This is a genomic window from Pseudomonas siliginis (assembly GCF_019145195.1).
Classification (GTDB): Bacteria; Pseudomonadota; Gammaproteobacteria; order Pseudomonadales; family Pseudomonadaceae; genus Aquipseudomonas; species Aquipseudomonas siliginis.
Genome location: NZ_JAHSTW010000004.1, coordinates 1 through 25326, shown reverse-complemented (window position 1 = coordinate 25326; position 25326 = coordinate 1). Strand labels below are relative to the sequence as shown.

The 25326-nt window shown below is 53.8% G+C and carries 14 protein-coding genes; 2 read left to right on the top strand and 12 right to left on the bottom strand.

Features of this window, described 5'->3' with window-relative positions; translation table 11 throughout:
• Positions 1-186: 186 nt before the first annotated feature.
• The 7 genes from KVG87_RS09715 to KVG87_RS09685 all read right to left on the bottom strand — a co-directional run bounded on the left by KVG87_RS09715 (position 187) and on the right by KVG87_RS09685 (position 14685).
• Positions 187-663, bottom strand: coding sequence for a hypothetical protein (locus KVG87_RS09715; RefSeq protein ID WP_217850507.1), 477 nt, complete (start codon positions 661-663; stop codon positions 187-189).
• Positions 660-5360 carry an RHS repeat-associated core domain-containing protein gene (locus tag KVG87_RS09710; RefSeq protein WP_217850506.1) on the bottom strand — a complete coding sequence of 1567 codons (4701 nt, stop codon included), beginning with the start codon at positions 5358-5360 and terminating at the stop codon, positions 660-662. Before KVG87_RS09710 ends, KVG87_RS09715 begins: the two co-directional genes overlap by 4 nt.
• A 123-nt stretch (positions 5361-5483) precedes the next feature.
• Positions 5484-5747 (bottom strand): PAAR domain-containing protein, encoded by a 264-nt coding sequence (locus tag KVG87_RS09705; protein ID WP_217850505.1) that lies wholly within the window; start codon positions 5745-5747, stop codon positions 5484-5486.
• A gap of 237 nt (positions 5748-5984) precedes the next feature.
• Positions 5985-6467, bottom strand: a complete 483-nt coding sequence (locus KVG87_RS09700) for a DUF4265 domain-containing protein (protein WP_217850504.1) — start codon at positions 6465-6467, stop codon at positions 5985-5987.
• Positions 6457-11142, bottom strand: a complete 4686-nt coding sequence (locus KVG87_RS09695; protein WP_217850503.1) for an RHS repeat-associated core domain-containing protein — start codon at positions 11140-11142, stop codon at positions 6457-6459. The genes KVG87_RS09700 and KVG87_RS09695 overlap by 11 nt, the downstream gene beginning before the upstream one ends.
• Entirely contained in the window at positions 11139-14045 is a 2907-nt protein-coding gene (locus tag KVG87_RS09690; RefSeq protein WP_217850502.1) for a type VI secretion system Vgr family protein, read from the bottom strand. The genes KVG87_RS09695 and KVG87_RS09690 overlap by 4 nt, the downstream gene beginning before the upstream one ends.
• A gap of 124 nt (positions 14046-14169) precedes the next feature.
• Entirely contained in the window at positions 14170-14685 is a 516-nt protein-coding gene (locus KVG87_RS09685) for an Hcp family type VI secretion system effector (protein ID WP_007919523.1), read from the bottom strand.
• Between the two features lie 873 nt (positions 14686-15558).
• On the opposite strand from KVG87_RS09685, the gene KVG87_RS09680 reads away from it, so the two are divergent.
• Positions 15559-18240 carry a P-loop NTPase gene (locus KVG87_RS09680; RefSeq protein ID WP_217850500.1) on the top strand — a complete coding sequence of 894 codons (2682 nt, stop codon included), beginning with the start codon at positions 15559-15561 and terminating at the stop codon, positions 18238-18240.
• 534 nt (positions 18241-18774) lie between these two features.
• A complete protein-coding gene (locus KVG87_RS09675; protein ID WP_217850498.1) occupies positions 18775-20469 on the top strand; it encodes a DUF262 domain-containing protein in 1695 nt (564 codons plus the stop codon).
• Between the two features lie 1032 nt (positions 20470-21501).
• On the opposite strand, the gene KVG87_RS09670 is transcribed toward KVG87_RS09675, so the two are convergent.
• The 5 genes from KVG87_RS09670 to KVG87_RS09655 form a co-directional block, all read right to left on the bottom strand.
• Complete coding sequence (locus KVG87_RS09670; protein ID WP_217850496.1) at positions 21502-22476, bottom strand: XcyI family restriction endonuclease; 975 nt, start codon at positions 22474-22476, stop codon at positions 21502-21504.
• Complete coding sequence (locus KVG87_RS09665) at positions 22473-23357, bottom strand: DNA-methyltransferase (protein ID WP_225930833.1); 885 nt, start codon at positions 23355-23357, stop codon at positions 22473-22475. Before KVG87_RS09665 ends, KVG87_RS09670 begins: the two co-directional genes overlap by 4 nt.
• A 360-nt stretch (positions 23358-23717) precedes the next feature.
• Complete coding sequence (locus tag KVG87_RS26115) at positions 23718-23999, bottom strand: hypothetical protein (protein ID WP_367616680.1); 282 nt, start codon at positions 23997-23999, stop codon at positions 23718-23720.
• 1 nt (position 24000) lies between these two features.
• A complete protein-coding gene (locus KVG87_RS26110; RefSeq protein ID WP_367616679.1) occupies positions 24001-24246 on the bottom strand; it encodes a hypothetical protein in 246 nt (81 codons plus the stop codon).
• Positions 24247-24576: 330 nt separating this feature from the next.
• On the bottom strand, positions 24577-24909 hold the full coding sequence (locus KVG87_RS09655; RefSeq protein WP_217850494.1) for a phage holin family protein: 333 nt from the start codon (positions 24907-24909) through the stop codon (positions 24577-24579).
• Positions 24910-25326: the final 417 nt, after the last annotated feature.

Genomic DNA, 25326 nt, shown 5'->3' with positions numbered 1-25326 from the left:
CGCCGGTGATCATATTGGGTAGCATCTCGCAGGTGATATCGTGGGGTGGCTTTGGATTGGTTACCACCTTTCAGGTATGGCAGCTAATGGCCGAAAACTGCCGTTCGTGAGGGGTAATAGTTCACCAGGGTTTTCAGTGCTAAGGACGTTTCCACTGTCGCGCAAATAATTGCCGGCAGCTAAAGCCTATCTTTCAGATAATCCACGCTCACTAAAAGCACCTTCAAAATACTGTAAAAATTCGTTTTTTATTTCGGGACAAACCTTCTTGATATAGAAAAGAAAATACCATAAAGGAGTGGCCTCCCCCGTATCATCCTGCTCCCAGTCTTCTTCATTTCCGAAGCAACAGATTACACATCGTACAAAATTCGCGAATACTGGATCCGATTCTCTATATTGCCTTTCAATTGGCCAAAGGTCGACAAAGAACCCCTTCCTTTGCTCCTGACTAGACTCAATTACTCCAGGAGTTACGGCCTTACTCAGGTATTTAAACATAAGCTCGAGTTTTGCAGAAGAAATATTACTTAAAGCTTCGCCTTCAATCAGATGAAGCAAAAAATCCGCGTAGCACCGCACTAATTGATTAATGGATACGCCAGCGACCAAGAGACGCGCTTCAAGATTTTCGACTTCTTCAATTTCTTTTTCATCGCTCATTCTTTAACTCCATCACATACGCCGAGCTTACCCATAACTTGAGCGCAAGATCGGCAAAATTTCAACTGTTTACCATCATTCCTTACGGTCGTAGATGTTGAGCCGCTCGTAATATCCCTCAAAGCTTCGACAGATTTGACGTCGTTAGCCTTGGCAATCTTACTCAGCGCATCCGCTTCTCCGCAGTGCCCATGAATAAAAGGAGAACGTTGATCGTCTGGTATCGATTCATAGAGTTCTTGAACCACAGGATGCTGAATACCTTCCCCGCCTGCTTTCGTGCTGTATCCAACTTCTGGTGCTTGCAGATTACCCGACTCGATTGTAGTGCGTGTGCCTTTGTTGTTCGGCGTAATTCCTTTTTGACGAGCCAGTCCGCGCGGGTCAGTCCACCCAATAGGATTAGGAACATACTGGTAAAGGTTGAGCCCCCCTTCGTAACCAATAGGATCCTGACTTATGAAACGTCCCACTGACGGGTCGTAGTAGCGATACCTGTTGTAATGCAGCCCCGTTTCATGATCATGGTACTGCCCTTGGAATCGGATAGGGTTAGCAATACCCCGCTGCTTCGCCCATCGCGACCGATCCTGCCGTATCTCGCCCCAAGCCTTGTACTGAGCACTCCACACCACATCACCATTCTGATCGGTCAACTCCAGAGGCGTGCCCAAGTGGTCGCATTGATACCAGGTCAATACATCAATAGGAGGCGATACTACGGAACGACTCCAGAGCGGATCATCCTCTAAGCTGTAATCCTCGTCGTAGTCAGGCAATCCCATAAGATTAATGGAATGATTCGACATCGCCTGAGCGACAGGAATGAACGTTCCGGGCTCAAACACGTAATGAATGGTACGCCCCGCCTCCCCGTCCTGCTGAGCAGCACGACTTTCCCAAGCCAGATTATCGCCATCCCAACCGTAGAGCGTAAAACCACAGCCGTGCTCTCGCTGCAATCGAGTGTGCTCAGCGCTATTCCAGAGTGAGCCTGCCGCCGGCCGCTGCTTGTAGTGGACCTTCGAATTCTTGGATAAACGTCGACCAAGGGCGTCGTAGGCAAACTCCACCGAAAGCCTTGAGTCCTCAAAATGCACCAGCCGATCGAATAGGTCCCAACGCATCTGACTGTAAGCACCGTCGCGCCAACGCTTGATCTGATTGCCACGCTCATCGTATTCGTAGTGAGTCCCTGCATACTCGCGCAGCAGGTTATCGACCAACTTGCTGCGCGGGGGAGTCAACTCCAAAGGCCGCCGACTCTCGGCCGCTTTCTCATCGAGCAGGTTACCCGCCGGATCAAAGTCGAAGGTTTCAATACCCAAACGACTCACTGCGCTCAACAACCGGCTCACCGGATCATAGCGATAGGACAACTGGCCACGGCGCGTATCGTTGATTTCGTTCAGTTGCCCTGCGGCGTCGTAGGCGTACTCACGCTTAAGCAAAACCGACTTGTCATCACTACGGCCCAACAGTTGCTCTTGCAGGCGCCCGGCTGGGTCCCACTTCTGCGTCTGCACAAGACGATTGCCTTGATGCCGAGCCACTTCGCGATGCAGGTCGTCGCGCTCATAGCCAAGCAACTCATGCTCGTTGAGGCGCAATGCCAAGAGATGACCGCTGCCGTAGGTCAACCAACTGACCCGATGCCCATCAGGACGGATCGTGGCCACGCGTTGGTTGAGCACGTCGTACTCGTGCTGCCAGACAGCAACCAGTGGCTTGTCCAAACCAAGATAGTGCTGATGCTCACGCACCATATTGCCGGCCAGGTCATGGAACCATTGCACTTGGCTGTCTGCGTTACTGGCGAGGATCATGTTGCCCCTGCCGTCATAGGCGTAACGCTCCCCCTGTGACTGATCGCCAAGCGAAGCAAGACGCTCGGTCACACGCCCCATCTCGTCATACGCTACCGTCACAACACGGTCACCGGTGGCGATCTTTGATAGGCGTCCAGAAGCGATGTCGTACTGGTAGCGAGTCAGACGTCCGTCAAAGCCTGTTTCGGTCAACAAGCGTCCTAATGGGTCGTAGAGAAATTGCGCCGAGCGTTCATTCTGGTTCTCCAGAGCCTGCAAACGTCCCAAACGATCCCACCGATACCGCAGAGTCTGTTCGGCAGCGTCCACGCGTTCTTCGACGAAACCAGCTGCCGTGTAGCTCCACGTCGTGCAGCGATCCAATCCGTCGACATGGGCCAGAAGCCTGCCCTCTGCATCGCGCTCAAAACGCTCCTCTGTTTTGTCCGGATGCCGGATAAGCGCTACCTGCCCAGCCTTGTATTCGTATTCGGTGCTCTGCCCTGCTGCATCCGTTGCGCAGATCATCAAGCCGCGATCGTCATACTCCCATGTACTGGTCTTGCCCGAGCAATCTACATACTTGAGTAATTGACCCGCGTCGTTGTATTCGAGGGTCTTCTCGTTACCGTTGGCATCCTTGATGGCAATCGGCAGACCTTTTTTGTCATAGGCGTATTCAGTCTTGTTGCCGAGCGGATCGACCGTTTCAACCAGGTTGCCGGCGTCATCATAGGCGCGCATCCATAGCCCGCCTTCCGCGTCCATGATTTTGATGAGTTGGTCGTGGTCGTCATAGGCGAAGTGCACCACGCTATTGTCGGCGCGAATATGCTCAAGTCGATTGCCGCGCTCGTCGTAGCTATAGCGGTCAGTGGCCCCATCGGGATGCACATGCCGGACGACGTTTTTTGCGTCATCACGGAACAACCACTCCGACAAGCCATCGGCGTGACGAATGCGATACGTATAGCCCAGGCTGTCGTAGTAGTGCCATGTTTCGTTGCCGTAAGCATCCGTGACGTACGTCAGACGAATGTTCTCATCCCACTCCACACGGGTGTCGAAACTGCCGTCATCGGCCCACTCGCGCACCGCCTTGGCATCGGCGCCCGTGCCCTGCCATTGCAAGTTCATCCCGCGCCCGGTCCGGTCCGTGTAGCGCGTAATCAGATGATGCTCATACTGATACGACCAAGCTGCCCCATTCTCATCTTGGGCGAGCACCAGGTCGCCGTGCGCATCATATTCATAGGCACACAGCTGACGTTGTGGCGCCCCGTCACTGATCTCCCAAATACCGGTCAACCGGCCATGACCATCAATTAACGTACCGAGATGGCGATGTACCTTGGTGATGTCATTTTCCTGATAGGTAATCAGGTCGGACAATACGGGCGCCTCACCATGACGATGCTCATGGTGCAGCATGATTCCGGCGCCACTACGCAATACAACACCTACTAGCAGGTAGCAAAGCCCATGACGGATGTAGGTTTCCTTGCGCTCGAAACCCCGGCATAGCAGCAACTGTCCCTCGCTGACATGCAGCAAAGTGATGTTTTCAATCGCGTCGTAATGAAACTGGCCGATCTTAGGTAACGGATAGCTATGGCTTCGGCCGTCTGCATCGTGGAACACCAGACCATCGTCCTGCTCATCGATGCGAGTCGTGAACGGAGTGATCCAGCGCGCGCCCAAGATGCCCGAATCATAGGCGCTCAAGTCCGAGCAATACGTGCGGGTCCAATCAATGGGGAAAGCGCCGGGCAAGCTGAAATCTGAGTGATCAAACGTCTCCGTACCCATGGCAAAGCTGATGCGTTTGCAGGTCGCAGGGCATACTTCGTTTTTTTCATCATTGGGGCGCGTCTTCGGCTTCGACTCAGCACGGCTGACTTCGACCTTACCGTCGCTGGCAACGCGTCGGGATTGACTGGTCATGCCCGGTTTGACGTTACCGCCTTGCCCGTGCGCATTGCGCATACGCCAGGCTGCAACGGCACTGGCCAGCACCACCAGCAGCGCGCCGATGGAGCTTTGAACCGCTGGATCACTCAACTTGTTCAACTGCGTGCGCAGCTCAGGTCCCATGGCGCGCAGCGATTTCGTATGAGCCAGAACTTTTTTCTTGGCCTGCTCCGGCAAGAGATGTTCGGCGGCACTGTTAGCCACGCCTTTACCGGCTGCCTTGTAAACGTTCGCCGCAGCGCCAAAGATGTTGCTGATAGCGCTCATCGGATCATGGAGCAATTGATCGCTGGCAGCGCTGGCCATCTGCTCTGCCGCTTTCAGATTGCCTCTGGCATCGAGCTGTCCGTTTACAACCCTTTCCAAACCGACGGCAATTTCGTTGAGGATCTTCTCACCCAACTCCCCTGCATCGCTGAGCAATTCCGTGAGTTTGGCTTGAGCCTGCTTAACGAAATCATCGATCACGCCGACGATGTCAGCATTCAAATGACCGACCACGACGTTGATCAACGCATCGCCCAACACCAGCTTGCCGACCTTGGCGACCTCCTGACGGACAAGGAACAATGTCGGTCGCAAGCTCATCCGTGCGGCCGCCATGTTCGGCGGCATCGGCAAGACACCAATCAGGTTGATCCCGAGACTGACCCAGTTCAAAGGATCTTGTCGTGGGCTGTTGGAGAGTGTCACAACATCATTCAGCGCATCGACCAGCGCCATGATGTTGCCGACAACAGGCAGCGCGCCGGCAACCGTCTTGATGCGCTCCAATGTCACCAGATCGCCACTGATCTCTCGCAACCAGGCATCGAATTGAGCCGCACTGCGGCCCACGTCTTCCACCATGATGAGGTTCAGCGGAACAACGGCGACTTGTGGTTCACGTTTGGTTGCAACAGCGGTATTGGTCGTCATGGAAGCGTCTTACCAGCCAGCAGGCTCGGGAATTCAGGGATGTCATGAGGCTCATCGCCATTGAGAGATTTCGACTGCACGTCGCCGCTCGCTAGCAATGAAACCAGGATGTCGTCAGGTCGATCAGCTGATCACTGCGCCTTTCGGACCGCTCGCAATGAGCGCGGCGCCACAGGCAGTTTTCATACCGTCCAGAGCGATGGGCGTGCCATCAACGGTGTAGGTGCTGCTGCCTTCTGCAATGGGGAAAACCCCTTTGCAAAGCGGACAGCTAACCTTGTGACCGACGCCAGCAATAGGCTTGCCGTTGAGATCGGTTTGGGAGAAGGCTTCGAGCACCTTGCCACCGTGAGTGGTGGAGTCGCCCAAGCGAATTACATCTATCATGGTGTCACTCCTTTGACTAAATCCTGGATTCATATCGGCCAGGCAAACGTTCGAAAGAGGGTCGCCCTCGTTCATACTATCTGGCTGGCCGATAAAGCGCGCTGCAGTCACTACCGACCTGTCACGCGCCCTTCGAGCTCACACTGCGTTTCGTAGATCTAGCCGACACATTTGTGTTTACCCAAGCTTGCTTAGCCAAGCTTCGATTGTTGTCAGCGTGATCGCTATTCGAATCAATCAGCTCTGCAGCCACCAATTCAGCAGCGTTTCATCCTCTTCATCATCTATGTTCTTGTAGACGTTGGCGTAATACCATTCGAGGCCGGTTTTCTCGCGGAAACGATCAAAAAACTCATTGATTCTGTCCATCCCGTTGCTCGACGGCACAGCCAATGAAAGATTGCCTTCGAAAACGCCATCAAGTGTTCCACCCAGCTCATTGCCGACATCAGTTTCGAGCTGAGCAATGACATCCTCGGGGATGAAATCGGCGTAGATATGAATACAAAAATTCCCGCCGCGCTTGAGGACTTCGGCGTGGGTGTTTTTGTTTTTTATCGAGATGACATCACCTCGAGCCAAATTCAGCGCAAGACCAGGTGAAGACAACAGCTCATAGGTATCCTGCCCCATCGCAATTGCAGGGAGCTCCTCGAATACCGGGTCACCGTCATCTGATACAAACACCTGAATCAGTACAGGCAATTCTTTATCGTCCATATGGCGCTCCACAACTTCCACGTTCGACACACGACATCCCTTCTTTCACGTAACCGCTATTTCCCGCACTCAGGTTACACGAAGCGCCCTCAAGATCTACGTTGACATCGGCAAGGTTGCCCCCATTTGAGGTGGCCACATTCTTATGCCCCAGGTGCATGTCATCAGGATTGGTAGAGGTATGTCCGCACCGCCAGCACTTGTAGACGCCCACTGGCTTACTTTTATCGATGAGTTTCTTGCGACAAGCCGCCTGTCCTTTTCGACTGCCTCCGCCGACCTTACTCGCAGCGATATCTTGAGGCGATGCTCCAGCGCCGTCTTTTAGGGCGCGTTTGGATGGCGGTTTCTTCACCAGCCCTAAAGGGTCCACCCATTGGGTTGGGTTAGGTGCGTATTGATGAAGGTTTATGCCACCCATCAGACCTATCGGGTCCTTTGAGATGAAGCGACCTACATGGGGGTCGTAGTATCTGTATCGGTTGTAGTGCAAGTCTGTTTCGTGATCGTGGTACTGACCTTGGAAACGAATAGGATTGCTCAGTCCATGCCGTACTGCTGAGGCTGATGTCTGTTCTTTTACCTGTCCCCACGCCTTGTATTGAGCGCTCCAGGCAACCTGACCGTCCTGATCGGTGAGCTCCAATGGTGTGCCTAAATGGTCACACTGATACCAAGCCAAGGCATCAAACGGTTGTGCTTTGGGTGCATGTCTCCAAAGCGGGTCATCTTCAAGACTCTCGCCACCGACATATTCAGGCTGGCTTAGAAGATCAATCGAGGCGTGTCTGATCGCTTGAGCTACCGGAACAAACGTGCCGGGTTCATATACGTAATGGACTGTGCGACCAGTCCCCCCATCAATAGGCGCAGGACTGCTTTCCCAGGAAAGATTATCTCCGTCCCACCCGTACAAAGTCAGGCCACAGCCAAGCAAACGCTGAACGCGTCCCTGCTCATTTTTATTCCAGTGGGAACCTGCTTCAGGACGATTTGTATAATGGGCGGTTGAATGCTTATACAGCCGGCGACCCAAGGCGTCGTAGGCGTATTTGACCGAGAGACGATCATCCTCGAAATGAACCAACCTATCGAACAGATCCCACTGCAGTCGACTGCGTTGACCATTGTGCCAACGCAGCGTTTGATTGCCACGATCGTCATATTCGTAATGGGTGCCGACGTATTCCCGTAGCAGATTGTCTACCAACCGACTACGCATTGGGGCCTGATCAAGAGGCCGGCGTACTTCCGTCACCTTTTCGTCGAGCAGGTTACTGGCTGGATCGAAAGCGAATTTCTCAACCCCGAGGCGGCTTGCTGCACTGATCAGTCTTCCGACTGGATCGTAACGATAGGACAGCGGTCCGCGACGCGTGTCGTTTAGCTCGGTCAACTGGCCGACCGCATCGTATTTGTATTCGCGCTTGAGCAAAGTGGAATTGTCATCACTTCGGCCTAGCAATTGCTCCTGCAGGCGTCCTGCCGGGTCCCATTTTTGAGTCTGACGCAGACGATTGCCTTGATGACGAACTACCTCACGATGCAGGTCATCTCGCTCATAACCGACCAGCTCGTGATCATCGAGTTTCAACGCAAGCAAATGCCCACTGCCGTACGTCAGCCAGCTCACCCGGTGACCATCCGGGCGGTTCGTAGCTACGCACTGGTTGAGGGGGTCGTACTCGTGCCTCCAGATTGCAACGAGCGGTGCATCCAGGCTCTGATAATGCTGATGCTCTCTGATCAGATTACCGGCCAAATCATAGAACCACAGCAGCCGGCTTTGGTCATTCGTGGCCAAAACCATGTTGCCGTTACCGTCATACGCAAAGGATTCACTTTGAGACGTATTGCCCAAGCTCGCATGGCGTTCGACAAGCCGTCCCATGGGGTCAAACGACATCGAAATGACACGCTCACCGGTAATGGCTCTCGCCAAACGCCCGCTCTCGGAATCGTACTGATAGCGCGTAGCAACGCCATCGAATCCTTTTTCCTCAAGCAACCTTCCGACAGGGTCATAGTGAAATTGGGTGCGCTGCTCGTTTTCGTTTTCCAGCGCTACAAGACGACCCAGCCGGTCCCAACGGTAGCGAAGCGTTTGCTCGCAGGCGTCTACGCGCTCGGCAATCAATCCGGCAGCGTTATAGCTCCATGTCGTGCAGCGATCCAGACCGTCAATATGGGCAAGCAGACGCCCTTCGGCATCACGCTCGAATCGCTCCTGGGTTTTATCTGGATGCGTAATCAGGGCGATATGTCCAGCCTTGTACTCATACTCGGTGCTTTGTCCTGCTGCATCGGTAAAACAGATCATCTGACCGCGATCGTTGTATTCCCATTCGCTGGTCTTGCCAGAGCAATCGGTATATTTCAGAAGCTGACCAGCATCGTTGTACTCAAGCGCTTTCTCGTTGCCGATTGCGTCCTTGATAGCGATCAACTGACCTGCTTTGTCGTAGGCATACTCCGTCTTGTTTCCAAGCGGATCGACCGACTCCACCAAATTGCCGGCATCATCGTAAGCTCGCTGCCATTGCCCACCTTCTGCATCACTAACCTTGATCAGTTGATTGAGATCATCGTAGGCGTAGTGAGCGACACTGCCGTCGGGACTGATGTGCTCGAGCAAATTACCGCGCTCGTCATAGCTGTATTGATCGGAGGTCCCGTCTGTATGAACGTGACGAATGATGTTTTTTGCGTCATCGCGAAAGAACCACTCTGAACGTTCATCGGGATACCGAATCCGGTAGGTGTAGCCCTTGATGTCGTAGTAGTGCCAAGTCTCGTTGCCATGGGCATCGGTGACATATGTCAGGCGGATGTTTTCGTCCCATTCAAGACGAGTATCGAAACTGCCGTCATCCGCCCACTCGCGCACGGCCTTGGCGTGTGAGGTGTGGCCGTCCCACTCCAGATTCAACCCGCGGCCGGTGCGATCGGTGTATCGAGTCAGCAGATGATGCTGATACTGATAGTTCCAGTCAGCACCGTTTTCATCCTGAGCCTGGATCAGATCGCCGTGGACGTTGTATTGGTAATTACAGAGTTGCCGTACAGGCGCGCCGTCACGGATTTCCCAAAGACCGGCCAGCCGTCCTTGATCATCAAGCAGGGTTCCCACGTGCAAGTGGACCTGCGTGATATCCCCTTGATAGGTAATCAGGTCAGACAATACCAGGGCGTCCCCGTGCCGATGCTCATAGTGCAGCATCAGCCCCGCGCCACTGCGCATTTTGACATCCGTCAGCCAGAAGGAACGACCACGACGGACATAGGTTTCTTTGCGCTCGAAACCGAAGCAAACCAGCAGTTGATCCTCGCCGGAGCGAACCAGCGTGAGATTTTCTACGGGGTCATAGTGAAAGAGGCCCACCTTGGGCAGAGGAAAATCGATGCTACGACCGTCGGCTCCAAAGAAAACCAGACCATCGCCCTTGCAGTCGAATCGGGTGGTGAACTCTGTCACCCACCGAGCGCCCAGTTCGCCATTGTCAAAGGCATCGAACCGGGAGCTATAGGTACGCACCCATTCAATAGGAAATGGACCTGGGAGGCTGAAATCGGTATGGCTTAGCGACTCGGAGCCCAACGCGAAACTAATACTGTTGCAAGTACCCGCGCATGCACCATTTTTCTGGCCATTGGCGTTAGCGTTCGCAGGAGCCTGACGGCTGCTGGCTTCGAGCCGGCCTTCACCTGCTTTGTTTTGCGCCTTACTGGTGGCATTGGGTTTCACGCTAGCGCTCTGTCCATGCCCTCGGCGCTTACGCCAGGTCACCACGGCACCGCTGAGCATTTGCAACAACCAACCGATGGAGTGCCGCGTTCCCGGGTCACCCAACTTACTCAGTTGGGTTTTGATTTCCGGCCCCATCGCTCTCAACGTGCCGGTGTGCATCATCACCAGTTTTTTAGCCTGGTCCGGCAGAAGGTTCTTCGCCGCGCTGTTGGCCACCCCTTTACCGACAGCTTTATAGGCACTGAATGCAGCCCCAAAGATATTGCTGATGGCCGCCTTGGGATCGCTAAGCAGTTGATTGCCCGCCGCCGTGATCTTCTGCCCCGCTGCACGCGCATCGCCTTTAGAATCGAGCTTGCCGTTTACAACGGCCTCGAGACCCTTTGCGATTTCGGTAACTGCGCTCTCGCCCAGTTTTCCAGCATCGGCGAGAATGCCCGAAAGTTTGCCTTGGGCCTGTTTTACGAAGTCATCGATCGTGCCGACGATGGTGGCGTTCAAGTGCCCGACCAGCACTTCGATCATTGAGTCGCCTAACAGCATCTTGGCGCTGTTACGCAGCTCCTGACGTACCAAAAACAAGGTCGGGCGCAAACTCATACGAGCAGCAGCCATGGTCGGAGGGGCTGGTAAAACACCGATCAGGTTGATACCCAGGCTGACCCAATCTAGCAACTCCCGCTGCTTGCTTTTGGTAAGCGTGACGATGTCGCCAAGCGCATCGACCAGCGCCATGATGTTGCCTACAACCGGCAGTGACCCGGCGACCCCTTTGATTCGATCAAGTGTGACCACATCACCGCTGATGGATCGCAGCCAGGCATCAAACCGAGCGGCACCACGACCCACGTCCTGCACATCCAGCGTGTTGAGCGGAACGACGGCTACCTGAGGCTCGCGCTTCTTGGCAACGGCAGCTTCAGTCATGACAGCACCTCCCCATTCAACAGGTCAGCTGTCTTAAGCGCTGGTTTGGGCAAGGACGGGACCGGAAGGCTTGGCAGCTTGCCCGCTTTGCTGGCTGCGCTAAGAATAGTCGACGCGCTCGGTGTCGCTGCACTCGCCAGTTTTGGCAAGCCAGTCACTCCGCCCTGTACAGCGCCTTTGACCTGTTGCGCCGATTGCATTGCGCCTTGTGCCGTCTGTACAGCACTCATCCCTGTCTGAGCCATATCCTTGCCCTTCTCCAGCACATCCCAACTCTTGCTTGGCAACACCTGAGCAACCATTGCTTGCACTTGACTTGGAGCTTCGTCCGCGCCCGGCGGATTCAATGGCCACTCCGGCTTGCCGATATAGCTGCCTTCGCTCCAGGTATCGGCCGGATCTTTGCCAAACAGCACGCGCGCCGGTCCCGGTGCAGCACCAGAAACGCTTGCAAAGCCCTTGCCGTCGAGCTTGCCCTTGATGCTTTTGCCCAACGCATCGATGACTTCGTAATCACCTTCCTTGATGCCTTGGCGTCCGGCGTACTGGTTGAACAGCTCAAGGTTGCCCTTGCCAGGTTTCGGCGGCTCAGGGAACACGCCTGCTAAACTCTTCGCTCCGGTATAGGCAAAGTTCGCCGCATGCGCCGTGTACGGGCCACTGGTAGCGTGAGTAATGCCACCAGCGTTGTAAGTCGTGGCACTGCCGCCCCCTTGGATCACCAATTCGGTTTTCGCGGTGATGGTGATGCGGTCGGCATTGGCAGTGATGTTGAGTTTGGCCAGCAGGTTGATGCTGTCCTTCAGCGCGCGCACGTCAATGTCGCCGGACGCGGCTACCAGACGCCACCCCATGCTTTGAACGAACAGGCGCATGCCGCGACTAGCGCTGGCCAGCAGACGTTTACCGATGGAGAGACTGGTGTGACCGGTGCTGCTCAGCGCCAAGTGTTCGCCGGTAGCGATGTGACTGGAGCGCGGTGTGGTCAGGGCGATGCCGGCCGGGCTGGCCAGTACCAGATGCGGTTCCGTGAATTCCGGGAACTCATTAGCGGTCATGTTCGCCGGGCCACTGCCAAGCACGCCTTGATGCTGTGCGTGCAAGGCCTTGGCCACGTCGTCCTGATCGCCGGCCTCCTGCGCTTGTAGCTCTTTGGCCTGCACCGCAAAACCGTCCTGCTGATCGCTCGCGGTGGCGAGTCGTTCGGCGGTTTCCGGCAGATCCTTGTGATGTTTCGATTCGTTCGGACGTGGCTCGGTGGTGATCAGCAGGCCTGCACCAGCACGCACTGCGCCGTGGCGGTCGGTGCGTAATTCGAAACCCTCGCCACGCGGCTGACCACCGCTTGGGCGTGGATGGGTCAGATAACCGAGGTTGATCGCGCTCGCACCGTGATCACTGCGCAGCGCAATGCTGATCTCGCTGGTGGTGTCGTCGATCCTCAGTTCGTTGGCGCGGCTGCCCTTGTATTCCTTGCTCTTGACCGTGGCAAGGGTCTTGAAATCCGGCAGTTTGTACGGCGGCAGATTGGCGCCGTGGTATAAACAACCGGTGATCAGCGGCTGATCAGGATCACCCTCAAGGAAGGTGATCAAGACCTCCATGCCGACGCGCGGAATGTTGATCGAGCCGAAGGTTTCGGCGGCCCAGCTCGACGCGACGCGCATCCAGCAACTGGTCATGTCGTCGTGCTTGCCTTCGCGGTCCCAGAAGAACTGCACCTTCACCCGGCCGTACTGGTCGCAGTAGATCTCTTCGCCTTCCGGGCCGCAGACCACGGCACTCTGGGTGCCGAGGACTTTCGGTTTCGGGTGATCGAGCGGCGGACGGTACGGCACATCCCACGGGATCGCGCTGAAGCGGTTGCGGTAGCCCTGGTGGAAATCGTCCTTATTGTCCGTGGTGTCGCTAGTCACCGACTCTTCCAGCACTTGCGGCTGCTTGCCTTCGTGGAAGATTTCAGTGAGCAGCCACAGGTCGTTCCACGTCGGGTTGGCGTGTTCGGTCAGGGCAAGAAAATGCCCGCTGACAAGAATCGGCTGGTCGCTGTTACCTTCGGCCAGACGGTAGTCGCTGCGATGGCGTTCCAGCGCGCGATTAGCCAGATGTTTGCCGCGGTCACGGTCAACGAATCGGCCCGGATAATCGTAATCTTCCAGGTCCGGCTGAGCGCTGCTTTTGGCATCGCTTTCCAGCTCGATTTTCGGTTTGACGAAGTCGTAATCGCGCCGCGTAGTGCGGCTGGTGCGGGTAGCCAGGCGCAGACCGAAGCGCTTGACCACCGGGGTGTCGGCGACCAGCCCGGAGTTCTGCTGATAGGCCACGGGGGCGAGTTTCGGAAACACCGTCTGGTCATCGCCGAAGGTGAGTTTGTGGCCGCTGGACGTGTGCTGGAAGTGGTAGTGAATACCCTCTTCCTCGCACAGGCGCTGTATGAAATGCAGATCCGACTCGTCGTACTGCACGCAGTAGATGCGCTCGGGATAAATCGCACTGAGCTGGAAGTGATAATCGCTGGCGAGGATGCCGTGTTCTTCCAGCACCTTGCTGATGATCTGCTGCACGGTCATCTGCTGGAAGATCCGCTGATTGACTCGGTGCGCGAGGTACGCCAGTTGCGGGCGCAGGGAGATCATGTAGCGCGTCAGGCGTTTGCCGGCCTCGCCCTGAGCGATGCTGTAGACCAGTCCATGAATGCCGGTACCGGTCGGGGACAACTGAAGAAACGCCAGCTTATGCAGCACGCTTTCGAGGTTGATCGATGCTTTTTCGCTGACCAGTTCCAGTTCGAACTCGAAGGGTGTGTTGAGTGCCTCCCGACCAGTGAATGACAGCACTTGAAAATCGCTGTCGATGCCATCGATGGTCAGATTGAAATGAGGCTGGTTGGCCGGTGAGAACATCCCTTGTTCCTCGCGCAATGCTGCGTCGGGCATCAGTCAACAAAAGTGATGCACGCAAGAATTCTTTAGATCAAGCCACCCCGATCAGCCATACCGACCGGGGCGAATACAACATCAGCCGTAATTAAACGACTGGAGCACGCCAGTCATCGGAACCCGAAGTACCGGATACTTCGTGGGTCCAGGTGATTTTGCGGTAGGTGAACTGCACTTCTTCCAGGTGGGTGAAGTGCGAGTTGCCTGGATCCTGGCAGTTGTGCATTTTGTTGTTGATGGCGACGATGATCGCGTCTTCCAGTTTGGTGGTGTAGTAGTGCTCTTGAGTACCTTGAGCCGAAGTACGGAACCACTGGATAACGATTTCGCTCATGCGCTCGCCGGAAGTCAGAGCGGCTTGCAGCAGAGGCGAAGCCTTGTCGTAGACCTTGGTGATCACAACTGGCTTGTGAACGCGCTGACCGGTTGGCTGACCGGATTGTGGGTCACGCGGGATGATCACGTCGTGGCTGAAAGCCTGAACCATGACCTGGTCTTCGTGACCTTCCTGGTAGGTGTTGCCAACGGAGTCGGCGGTGAAGGCGCCGGCAGTGATCAGGCCTTGTTTTTCGCCAGTGACGGACATGTACGCTGGTGTTGCCATGGGGATGCTCTCCTTGCTTCTGGATATAACACTGGCAGGCACCATTGCCTGTCAGAGTGGCCACCAACAATCAAAAAATGTGCCAATTCTCCAGAAACCCATACAGTTCAATAGGTTGAGAGAGATTTCACGATTTTCTGAGCGCCAAGCTGAGGAAATCTTTGAAAAAGTGCGCAACTTCTTGCGCAGTACTGCGCAACTTTTTGCGCACTTGGCTCCAGACCACGTGAATCGTGGCCTGCAGGGCAATTGGACTGCAAAATATTATGACCAACTGCGCAACTTCTTGCGCACTTCGCAAAATACGCCCTCACTTCGTTCCTACCATCGAGACGCTCTATTTTCCACTCGGATCCCATTCGTCGACTCAATGCGAAGTCAAAACTTAAGAACCCGCAGTGGATTAGCATTCATCTTACGCGAGCGCGTAACTAGAGACGAAGTCCACGCGGAATGAACTCCAAATCGGGCGTCTTTCCAGATGCCAGACGAACCTCCTAATGTCGAGCGAGCGAACAGGCGGGTGGGCTGGCCGCTCTCGGCAACGAGCAGACGTTCATGACAGACAGCACTGGCATGCTTTATTTTCTGAGGGCGAGCATCTTTTAAGGCTGCAATCTGACGAACTGTGGAGGTCGGCCGGAGTGAGCCAGCCTCACCGATTCGATTTCTTGTAATTGAGGGATCGCGAACTTGGTACGGGCATTTCGGTGCCAAGTCTGACACGAGCGGGTAGACGGAAGGGACGCGTTGGCGCGCTGGCCCACCTCAGCCGTTCTGGCTGAAGGATTTATTCGCACGACGATTGCGGTGGCCGCTATTCTAGGGGCCGTCCGGCCTCGTCGGCCATTCAGTTCAGAGGAAACGGAATTCATGATGGTAAAGCCGCAGTCCTGGGCCGTTGAAGGCAAGTTCCTCCGCACACGTGCGCGCCAAGGCGGGCGTGTCGCGTTGAAAGGTTTCGAATACCAAGCATCACATGCTTTGCACCTTATCGCCCAACTGCTTTTCTGCGAGGCCGGCCTTGTCCAAGTGCGTTACGAAGGCGCCCAGGACATCGACACGATGTACGGAGACGGAAGGCAGGTTTTTATTCAGTACAAGGACACGCCCGAGAAGGAATACGACTTCGAAGGTGTCCGGAGCATCCTGCATGGCTTCATGTGCGATGCTATCGATGCATGTGGGGAGCCACCCGATGTAAGGCTTCTTAAGAGCATGCAGCTCAAGTTTCTTCTGGTTTCGAGTGGTGTGGTCACAGGTACAGAGATGCTTCGCCTGATCCGCGGGTCTTACAGCCAGATCCTCGCTGCGGAGCTAGTCAAGGACTTCGAGTACCTTGAGAATCCAGTGACCAAATCCGGGGACACGTTGGAGTTCGCCAAGTACGTCGTCCGGAATACGAGCGTGCGACTGAGCCCTCAGTTAGAGGGCCAACAACATGAGCAAGAGATCCTCGCATTTGCCAAGCTGGCGATGTTCGGCGTTCCGCTAGCCCACATTCAGGCCTCTCTGGACAGCCTTAAGGGATTGCTGACGCCACCTCGCAACTTGTTTGCAAGCGATGCAGCTCTTGCGCTCATGGGGCTCCCAGACTTCCATCCGGCTAGTGGCCGCTCGCCGATCAGCTTTCTTCCCAGCGAAAACTCCTTCCATGACGTCCAAGGCGTTCAGCGCGAGTTCCGGGACAGTGGGCGTGTTTCTTGGGCGGCAATCCACTACGGTCTGGACGCGCGGCGTGATTGCTACCAAGACATCTGTAGTGCGCTGACCGCCATGGGTAGGAAAGCGGCGGTCGTCCTTGTGACTGGCAGTTCGGCTTCCGGAAAATCCACCGTGGTCCGACGCATCGGGTGGGACCTCTATCGCACAGGCCAAGCGCTCGTCTTTGAAGTTGTTGAGCCTCAGAACCTCAATGTAGAAGCGTGGAGCGAAGTCGTACGCTTGGGGGAGATTGCTTGTAAGCCGGTGATCATCGTATGCGATGAATTGGATGCTGAATCTGTGGTTCTTGAGCAGGTGCGGCTGCAACCTCAGGCAAAAGTGATCGTGCTGGCCAGCGCTAAGGACGAAAAGGTTATTCCAAGACCCTTTCCGGTCCACGTCTCTCCATACAAGCTGGATGCGGTGTCAGTGCAGGAATTCAATCAGCTTGTGAGCGAGGTGGGTCTAACTGACAGAAATGTGAGTGCCGCCAAGTTCTCCACCCTTATGCGAGCCGGAGATATATTTGCTCTCTCTCTCTCGCTGCGCGGATCTAGCCTCGACAAGATCGCCGATCGCACGCTGGTGCGAGTCAACCAGTTGATCCCCGACCTATATTTGGCGTTCTTGTGTCTGTGTGCCTGTGGTGTTCGCGATCAAGGCGTCCCGAGACAGCTTCTACTGCGCATGATAGAGAAACCCGAGCGATGGGTGCGAGCCCAAGACGAAGGCCTGATATTCGCCGAGGTCGGCGACCGGTTTCGATCGGGACACGCTTCGCTCGCATCCGCAATCCTGCGACGGACAGGCGTCAACGCGATCGAACTGAAGATGCGCCTTCTGCAGCAAGTCGACATTGCCGACGCACGCGAGCGACGCTTTGGATTGGGCCTTCTTAAGAACGGACTCAACGAGCAAACGACTGCATTGGCATCTTTCAGGGTAGAACTTACGTCTTTCGCGGATGCACTCGCGAACGAAGGCGATTACCTCGATCTCGCGCGCGGGCTAGAGGTGCTCGATGCTTTGACCGGGGCCGGAATGACCCAATTAGGCGGTGCACACGCGAAGCTGCTCGCTGCGATGGGCCCCGATAGAGTGCGTACCGGGCATGACGCTGTGCGCTTCATGAGCCAAGCAGACGACTACACAGCAGCGTTCCCTGTTGTCGCACGTGTCTTTGCGCAGCCCGGTATCAGCTTCGGTCGGAACACTTTCATGCGATGGGTGATAGACAAGGGCGTAGGCCACGTAGCGCAGCAACGGGAGGCTGTCGCGGCCAACCTACAATGGTTGCGTGCCACCGGCTTCCCCCCATCCGAAACGACTAAGCTGGTCGACTGTATCGTAAACGGCAACCCGAACTTGCCGGCGGATACGAAAGCCGAATTCGCACAGACCCTGAAGGTTGTTTTGGACGCGATGCCATTGCCTCCTCCAAACACAGCGACATGGGAACTCCTCTACGCTGTCTGCGGAGCGATCGAATTTCGGGTACGAGACGAGACCTTAGTCAGTAGCTTGTTGGACCGTTTGGAACGGCATTTCGATGTAGTTCAGCTTGCCGCTAATCTAAAACTTCTGCGGCACCTCGCTAGCGCAGCTCGTTTGGCCTGCGGCGAGGCGGGCAAAAAACGGGTGTTTCGGTTCCTCGTATCCTCGTTGCCAGACGTAGCCGCCAATCGGATGCTCAAGGTCTACCTGGTCCTGCTGCGGCTCCTGCCAGAAGCCGACAAGCCCACGATTCTGGCCTGGCAAGATCGCCTTAAGAACGTCAACCCAGCGCAAGCCGCGGCGACGGCTGAAGAGTTCGTGAAAGCCCTTCCTGCTCACCTGAAACCGGTGTCTTGATCGCCGACCGCACCCGCACGTAAGGATCTAGCCGCTGTGTCGTTGTCCGCTTTGGATTAGGGCTGTGTGAAAATGTTCTAGAGTAGGTTTGACTGTCAGGACTGGAGCGAAAATCGCGTTTGTACGTACATTCCAGGTCTGCTGACTAAGCAAACGCTGTCAGATTTTACGTAGCAACGAGGACTTCAAAACGGCGCATGCGTTTCACACAGCACGGATCATTTTTATCCAGCCGCGACAGGCTGAAATAGGCCAAAAGCAGCCAATCATGAGGACGTTTTTGGCTAGTGCCGGACCATTCGTGACCGGCTTGTTCAATAGGGAAGGCAGCAATCAAATCCAGAACCGCAATGGCAGGAATTGGGACAGTTGAATTGCCATGGTTCGTAGCGATTGCTTTTGAACTGTTTCGCTTTCATGTTTTGAACCGATCATGACAGTCAGAAAAAAATCTAAGCCGTGCTTTTCAAATTAACAAGACTGCTGCTACTCTCCAGTGCCTTGTCCTTATTGACTTCTGCTCTTGGTGAATTAATGAAGATCGAATCAAAAGATACTGATATCGAGAGTTTGCTTGATGGGAGTTACTTTCACATTCCTCGATTCCAACGTCCTTATTCATGGGACGATGAAAATATCAATGATTTCTGGAATGATTTAATTGCGAACAAGGGAGATGACTATTTTATAGGATCAATGGTTGTATACAAGCGAAGCAAGCAATCGTTTGGAGTGGTTGATGGTCAGCAGCGACTTACAACGACAACGATATTATTATGCGTTCTGAGGGATGCATTCCACGACCTAGGATATGTCGATTCAGCCGAGGGATTGCACCAGCTTATCGAGCGAAAGGATAGGGACAACAGAAGCGAATTTGTTCTCAAGACCGAAACTTCTTTTCCATATTTCCAAGAGCACATCCAGAAATTTGGGGAGCCAGAAATTCATGAGAAGCTGCTTGCTGAAGAAGTGAACTTGCGCAGAGCGCACCTGCTTTTTAAAAAGCTGGTCAGCGATTCTATTAGTGCGGTAGATAAAGATGCAACCATTCTGGAAGAGTTTAAAATAAGAGAGAAGTTTGAAAAGCTTACAGGTATCCGTGACACCATCCTAAACTTAAATTTGATTTTTGTGGTATTGGATAATGAAGACGATGCGTACCTCATCTTTGAAACATTGAATACGCGAGGTAAAGACCTTTCGGTCAGTGATCTTGTTAAAAATCACTTCGCTAAGAATCTTAAAGCGAAAAGCACAGTAGACACGGCAAAAATAAAGTGGAGTAGCATTATGGAGACAATCCATAATTCTGCTGCAGACTTGTCTACTGATATGTTTATCTATCATTACTGGGCTTCGCGGTATGAGGCTGTTCCCCTTAAAAAGCTTTTTCCCGTTATAAAGAAAAAAGTCACTAAAGAGGTTTCAAGGGAATATTTGGATTCTTTAGTCTCAGACGCAAAAATTTATAGATCAATACATGAGCCATCGTACGAGTGGACCAAAAACGAAATTGATGCGTCTCGCTCGCTCGGTGGGCTTCAGTTATTTAAGGTTTCACAACCCACTCCTGCGGTTCTTTCTCTAACTAGAGCCTACAAAGATAGCAAGATAAAATATGGAAAATACCGCGATGCACTTAGTGCGATAGAGAAGTTTCATTTTGTTTTTACAGCTATTACGTCCTCTCGATCCTCTGGTGGGATCTCGGCGATGTATTCCGCTTTTGCGCGAAAACTTTTTGAGTCGGAAACTTCGCAGGAAGCAGCAGATGAGATTAGCGAATTTATAGACAAACTTCGAGCCAAGCGACCGTCAATTGATGAGTTCGTGGTTGCCTTTCGTGAGATCTCTTACACAAACGCAAACTCCAAGCAAAAAAATCTTGTCAGATACATACTCCGAGCAATATCTGAATTTTACAGTTATAAATACCCATGTGACATGGATGAGTTAACTATTGAACATTTGCACCCACAGTCCATGGTTGGGGGTGGATGGGATGAGTGGAATGTCGGACAAATTGGAAACTTGATTTTCTTAGATCAAAAATTCAATGAGAAGCTGAAGACTAACAAAATAGAAGATAAGCTATCGAAATTGAGTGCAAACGGGTATGTAATCCCTACTGAGCTAATTGGATTGGTGACGTGGACACCTGAGCAGGCTCTTGCCCGGACAGATCTTTTAGCGAAGGCGGCATATGAGAAAGTCTGGCGATTCTGACCAAGTCATACAACAGCGACTTCAGCATGATGTCTGTGCTGAGGTTGCAAACGACCGACTTCGTCCAGCGCGTCATTAGGTTCGGTCAATAACCTTTTTGGCTGGAAGCCGCCTCTCACAACGAGCCGCTTTCGGCCGATTGTGTTGAAAAAGTCGCTCCGCTCAAACTGCCCGGATATTGACCGGGGAAAATGCAACTTTTGCACGTTGCTACGTGACATCTGAGCCCGGCAGCCTCAGCCAAAAGTAAGGATTTCAATCTCAGACGCGTACTTTTCTGTCGTGGAAACCAAGGTCGATTTTTTCAACAGAATCGGCCAAAAGCAGCCATTTGGTTTCGAAGGTTCCTCACTAGATCAATCCCGGTATTACCGGAGCAGGCCTACCTTCGCGGGCTTGCATAGGGAGTTGACGTTTCATGCTGCTCGTTGCTGATCAGGCTGTCCACGCGCAGCGCCCGGTCGGAAAACTCCAGCGCGACAGGTGCTCGGGATCACGTTGACATTCCGGTGTCCTCCGATGCTGTCCACCTCGCGCTCCCAGGCCACTTGCAACAGCTCGCCCGGCATGCAAAACGACTGAGACTCCAACCCGGCTGAGGTCGAGTGTTGCGCGAATCTTCGGCGACCTCAATGTGCCTCGCAGTTGGTGCGCAGCCCGCTGGTGAGGCTTCTCCGCCGAAAAATATGTACAATCCTATGTCTTCTTGACCGTCAGAGTTTCTAATGCACCTTCTAAACACTTACGATACCAAGGATGACGCTGACGATGCGGCTGCAGCTCTGAAAGGGTTAGTACGCGTAGCAAGCGAAAGGGATGACACTTCCACTATCTACAATGTATTCGGTGAAGCCACATGGGCCAACTTGTATAGTTTGAAAATGTATAATTTGGTGAATCTAAAAAATCTGCTTGAACGTAGATCGCAGTGGGCAGACTCTGACCTGGTACAGCATGGTCAAATTCTCCAGGGACTGGAAAGGGTTGCTAAAAAATATCAACTGACTATTCCATCCCATTGGAAGTAAATCGCTACGAGGAAATACCTACCATCGCGATTATGTTTTGCTTAAAGTCTTCATAGACTGCTCCTCTCCTTAACTGAAGAGCCTTTAGAGCGTAGAAGACGTTAGTGGTAGGTGACTCTAACTTTGCCTTATCAATATCCAACTTTGAGACATTAACGACAGTCCAGCACTCACGATAGCCTTCTTTTTTTGCCTTCTGATGGCTTTTCTCAGCTTCGCCAATGCGGTTATGAATGTTCGACACGTCCGTACCGCTCTTCACTTCAATTGCTAAAATTCTTCGTGAGGATTTATCAGGCATGACTTCACGAATGATGATGTCCGGATCGGCTGCAAACTCTACCCACACATCCCGACCGCTGGTGTTTTTGATTTCAATTGCCCCACGTGTGGCGTTGATAATCGCCGGCCTCAGAATCTCTTCAATAACGTCAAAGACGTCCACGATGCCTTGCTGGCCAAGTTTATTGTTCACACCTCCCCGCATCTGCGGCCCAACAGTTAACAAGGTTAGGTCATCAAGAAGTCCAATGCTCAGATCTTTCGCTTTTAAGTTGCCTACAAGATGCGAGGCCGCCTGACAAAGAGCGACGCAGAGCTGTTCTATTGTCACCCCAGAGCGCGGATTCAGGCGACCACTAACCTCCATGCACTTCACGGAAGCCACGCCGAACTCAGAGCCATAAAACTCTTTCTGGCTATAGCCGAGGAGAAGGCGGTAGTAGCCGAGCAGATGCGGGTTCGCCTGCAGAATTGCTGGCACTGCGAAGACTAGCTCTCCCCTTAATCCCCTAGCGGCAAGTGCTTTGAGGTCTTTAGCCGGAACGTATTTGGACAGTTCTGCATCAATAGTTGGAACGGCTAACTCGGATACCGTCTCCAAGAGAGCGTCCTGAAGCCAGACGTTTCGAAATTCTTGAAGCTTCAGAGAGAACGAGACCTGAAGCTCAGGCAAGGGGAAAGCGAGTTCCTTCTTCATGCAGCCGATATCCTTACTACGTTATGGAAAATCCCTCCGAGCCGCTCTACCGCGAGGTCTACGTATGAAGGGTTAAGCTCAACACCAGCGTACTTCCTGCCTTCTTCGTTGCAAACTAAACCAACTGTGCCCGCGCCAAAGAAAGGGTCTAGCACGAAATCACCCGGCTCGGTCGAAGCCTTGACGCAAGGTCGTACCAACTCAGGAGGAAATGTCGCGAAGTGAGCGCCTGCGTATGGCTTAGTGTTCACACTCCAGACGGTTCTCAAATTTCGCAAACCGCCGCCATCAGCAACCTGTTTAACTGCATCTGAGTTGTAAAAATACCTTTCCGACTTGCTGAACATGAATAGGAACTCGTGCGAGCGAGTCGGCCGGTCCTTTACACTTTCAGGCATGGCATTCGGCTTGTTCCAAATAATGTCAGTTCGTAGATACCAACCATCATCCTGAAGAGCGAAGGCCAAGCGCCAAGGAATGCCCATCAGATCTTTAGGTTTGAGGCCTTCGGGAGTGTCCGGCCTAACAGTCATCGCCCTTGCCGGGTTTTTCTTATCCGTCGCACGATAGCCGCGATTTCCGCTTGTATAGCCGTCACCGATATTGACCCATAGTGTTCCGTCATCAGTAAGCACGCGTCTTACTTCAGAAAATACTGCAACTAATTTCTGGATGAATTGAGGCATAGTCAGTTCGAGACCGATTTGATCGTCGATACCATAGTCTCGAAGCCCCCAATATGGAGGGGACGTTACAACACAGCGCACGCTATTGCTTGGCAAGCGTCTTAATACTGTTACCGCATCGCCTTCAAATATTGTCGACGCATCTAAGTTTAACTGTGCTTCGCGAGTAACTTTTTCAACAATTGGGTTATTCATACTTACCTCTAGCCTGCGTGCGCGGCGATTCTACAGTATTTTGGAATGCTTTGCATTTATTTCCGAGCCCTATACTTATAAAGTCAGCCAGGCATATCAACAGACATTGAATACTAAATTTCTCTTAATTATTTATATATGTATGAATTCGAACTTAATAAGCCGCCGTCAAAGTTTGGATTCATTCTGAACCATCGGCAGCGTCGGGTAGGAACCTGCCTTTCATGACGGGCACTTCCTGACCGATAGCAGACGATGCCGAACAATGATGCCAAGCCGAATGAGCTCGGCATACCGTCAGCAATCGCGCAATCCAAAATTAAAGTCGTCGATGGACACCTGAGCAGCATCATTCGACCGTTAGCGCAGCGCTGCGGCCAGTCGGCGCGCCATTCCCAACGGGTCCGACAAGACGTCTATTTGCGGTGCCAATTGTGGCAACAGGCTCATCAACGATTGATTGAACGAACGCGCCGTTCCAAAAACGGCTTTTTGCACAAAGCTGATCTCGACCAGCTCTCCCTGCGCCTTGCGAAATTCCATTTCTCCCATGCGCGCCAGGTAATGCTCGCGATGCGCTCGTGCTTTCTGAAAATTTGGAGTCTGCCCATGAGAAGGATCAGCGGGCGGCGGCGCAGCCATGTTAGTCGGCTCGGATTGAGCTGCAACGTGACTGCTGAAGCCGCTCCTGTTGGTGGCGAGCAGCGACGGCAGCCTTGCTCGGGTCGGCGATATCGCGGTTCAACGCTTCGGTGGCCTGCACATCGACCTGCTTGCCATTGGGGGACAGGACCAGTCGACCGTTTTCCTTCAGCCAGGTGATGTAACTCGGCGACCGTCCGATGTGCGCAGCGAAGGCGCTCTTTGACAGGTACGTAGCTGTGCTCATAAGCCCTCCTTTTCAGCGGCTTTTCAATGAATCCTTTCAAGATTTCAGTGGATTGAAATTTCAGTAAGCTGGCAGACCTCCCACTAACACGATCCCGCGGGTTTCCGACCCCGTACCCTTTGAAAGTCCCCAGGGTCCCCGGCGGTTTTCTGCCCGGTCCGGTCAGTCGTGCCGGCATCCGAGTGCCATGCCCTGCCCGCATCCCTTTGGAAAGACGGACATCCCTGCGAAGGTTTCAGCTAGAGAGATTCCGCGAGTTCGATAACCCGTGTAGGGGGCGGCTCTTGGGGAGGACCCGTAAAAATCGGCGCCCTCCCGGGCCTGCCCGGCTCATGCCTTCGGCTCGGCCTCTCTCAGGTCCAGGCGCTTGGCCACCCAGCGTTCGTACAAGCCGATGGCGACATCCGCGCCGGCCATCGCGGTCAGGCAACCCAAGGCGCCCGCTGTCCAGATCGACAAGCCTGCACCGAACAGCAACATCATCGCTGACACGCCGCAGACGATGCAGGCACCGGACCGAAGTGCAAGGCGGCGCAGTAAGGCCCAACCTCGTGCCCCATCCTTGTCAGCGCGCCACATCTCGCCAGACACGCCGCCAACCAATGACAGCACAATCACCAACCAGATCGGCATCTCTGCCAGTGCCTGTTGCTCGTTCGTCATTGCCCTGCCCCTTAAACAAAAAGACCCGGCGCATTGGCCGGGTCAGGTGGTGGGTGGCCTACCGCGCTTTGCGGTCGCACCCATCGAAGATGGCCCCTTTTTACAGGTCGATTCTGGTGGCAGCAAGACCGTTTTAATGCCATCCGGTGAATGTGTGGCTTACGTCCGGCGAACGGCTGGCGAATGTCGGTGAATATCTATCCCGGCTGTCTTTTGCTTTTCTGGCGTCCCGTGCGTCCCACCTCTCTAAAACTAGGTGGGACGTCCGAAAGCCCCGCAGATTGGGGCTTTGCCCCACCGTCCTACTTTTAACTCTCCTTTCTCGTGTATAGAGAGAATATTTAAAAGCACGCGTGCGCGTGAACACGCGCATTGATGCCCGCTACGCATACACGGGCGGGAGACATGAAAAAGGTG

Coding starts and splice junctions, on each gene's coding strand:
- KVG87_RS09715 (WP_217850507.1), bottom strand. CDS start 663: ATGAGCGATGAAAAAGAAATTGAAGAAGTCGAAAATCTTGAAGCGCGT.
- KVG87_RS09710 (WP_217850506.1), bottom strand. CDS start 5,360: ATGACGACCAATACCGCTGTTGCAACCAAACGTGAACCACAAGTCGCC.
- KVG87_RS09705 (WP_217850505.1), bottom strand. CDS start 5,747: ATGATAGATGTAATTCGCTTGGGCGACTCCACCACTCACGGTGGCAAG.
- KVG87_RS09700 (WP_217850504.1), bottom strand. CDS start 6,467: ATGGACGATAAAGAATTGCCTGTACTGATTCAGGTGTTTGTATCAGAT.
- KVG87_RS09695 (WP_217850503.1), bottom strand. CDS start 11,142: ATGACTGAAGCTGCCGTTGCCAAGAAGCGCGAGCCTCAGGTAGCCGTC.
- KVG87_RS09690 (WP_217850502.1), bottom strand. CDS start 14,045: ATGTTCTCACCGGCCAACCAGCCTCATTTCAATCTGACCATCGATGGC.
- KVG87_RS09685 (WP_007919523.1), bottom strand. CDS start 14,685: ATGGCAACACCAGCGTACATGTCCGTCACTGGCGAAAAACAAGGCCTG.
- KVG87_RS09680 (WP_217850500.1), top strand. CDS start 15,559: ATGATGGTAAAGCCGCAGTCCTGGGCCGTTGAAGGCAAGTTCCTCCGC.
- KVG87_RS09675 (WP_217850498.1), top strand. CDS start 18,775: ATGAAGATCGAATCAAAAGATACTGATATCGAGAGTTTGCTTGATGGG.
- KVG87_RS09670 (WP_217850496.1), bottom strand. CDS start 22,476: ATGAAGAAGGAACTCGCTTTCCCCTTGCCTGAGCTTCAGGTCTCGTTC.
- KVG87_RS09665 (WP_225930833.1), bottom strand. CDS start 23,357: ATGAATAACCCAATTGTTGAAAAAGTTACTCGCGAAGCACAGTTAAAC.
- KVG87_RS26115 (WP_367616680.1), bottom strand. CDS start 23,999: ATGGCTGCGCCGCCGCCCGCTGATCCTTCTCATGGGCAGACTCCAAAT.
- KVG87_RS26110 (WP_367616679.1), bottom strand. CDS start 24,246: ATGAGCACAGCTACGTACCTGTCAAAGAGCGCCTTCGCTGCGCACATC.
- KVG87_RS09655 (WP_217850494.1), bottom strand. CDS start 24,909: ATGACGAACGAGCAACAGGCACTGGCAGAGATGCCGATCTGGTTGGTG.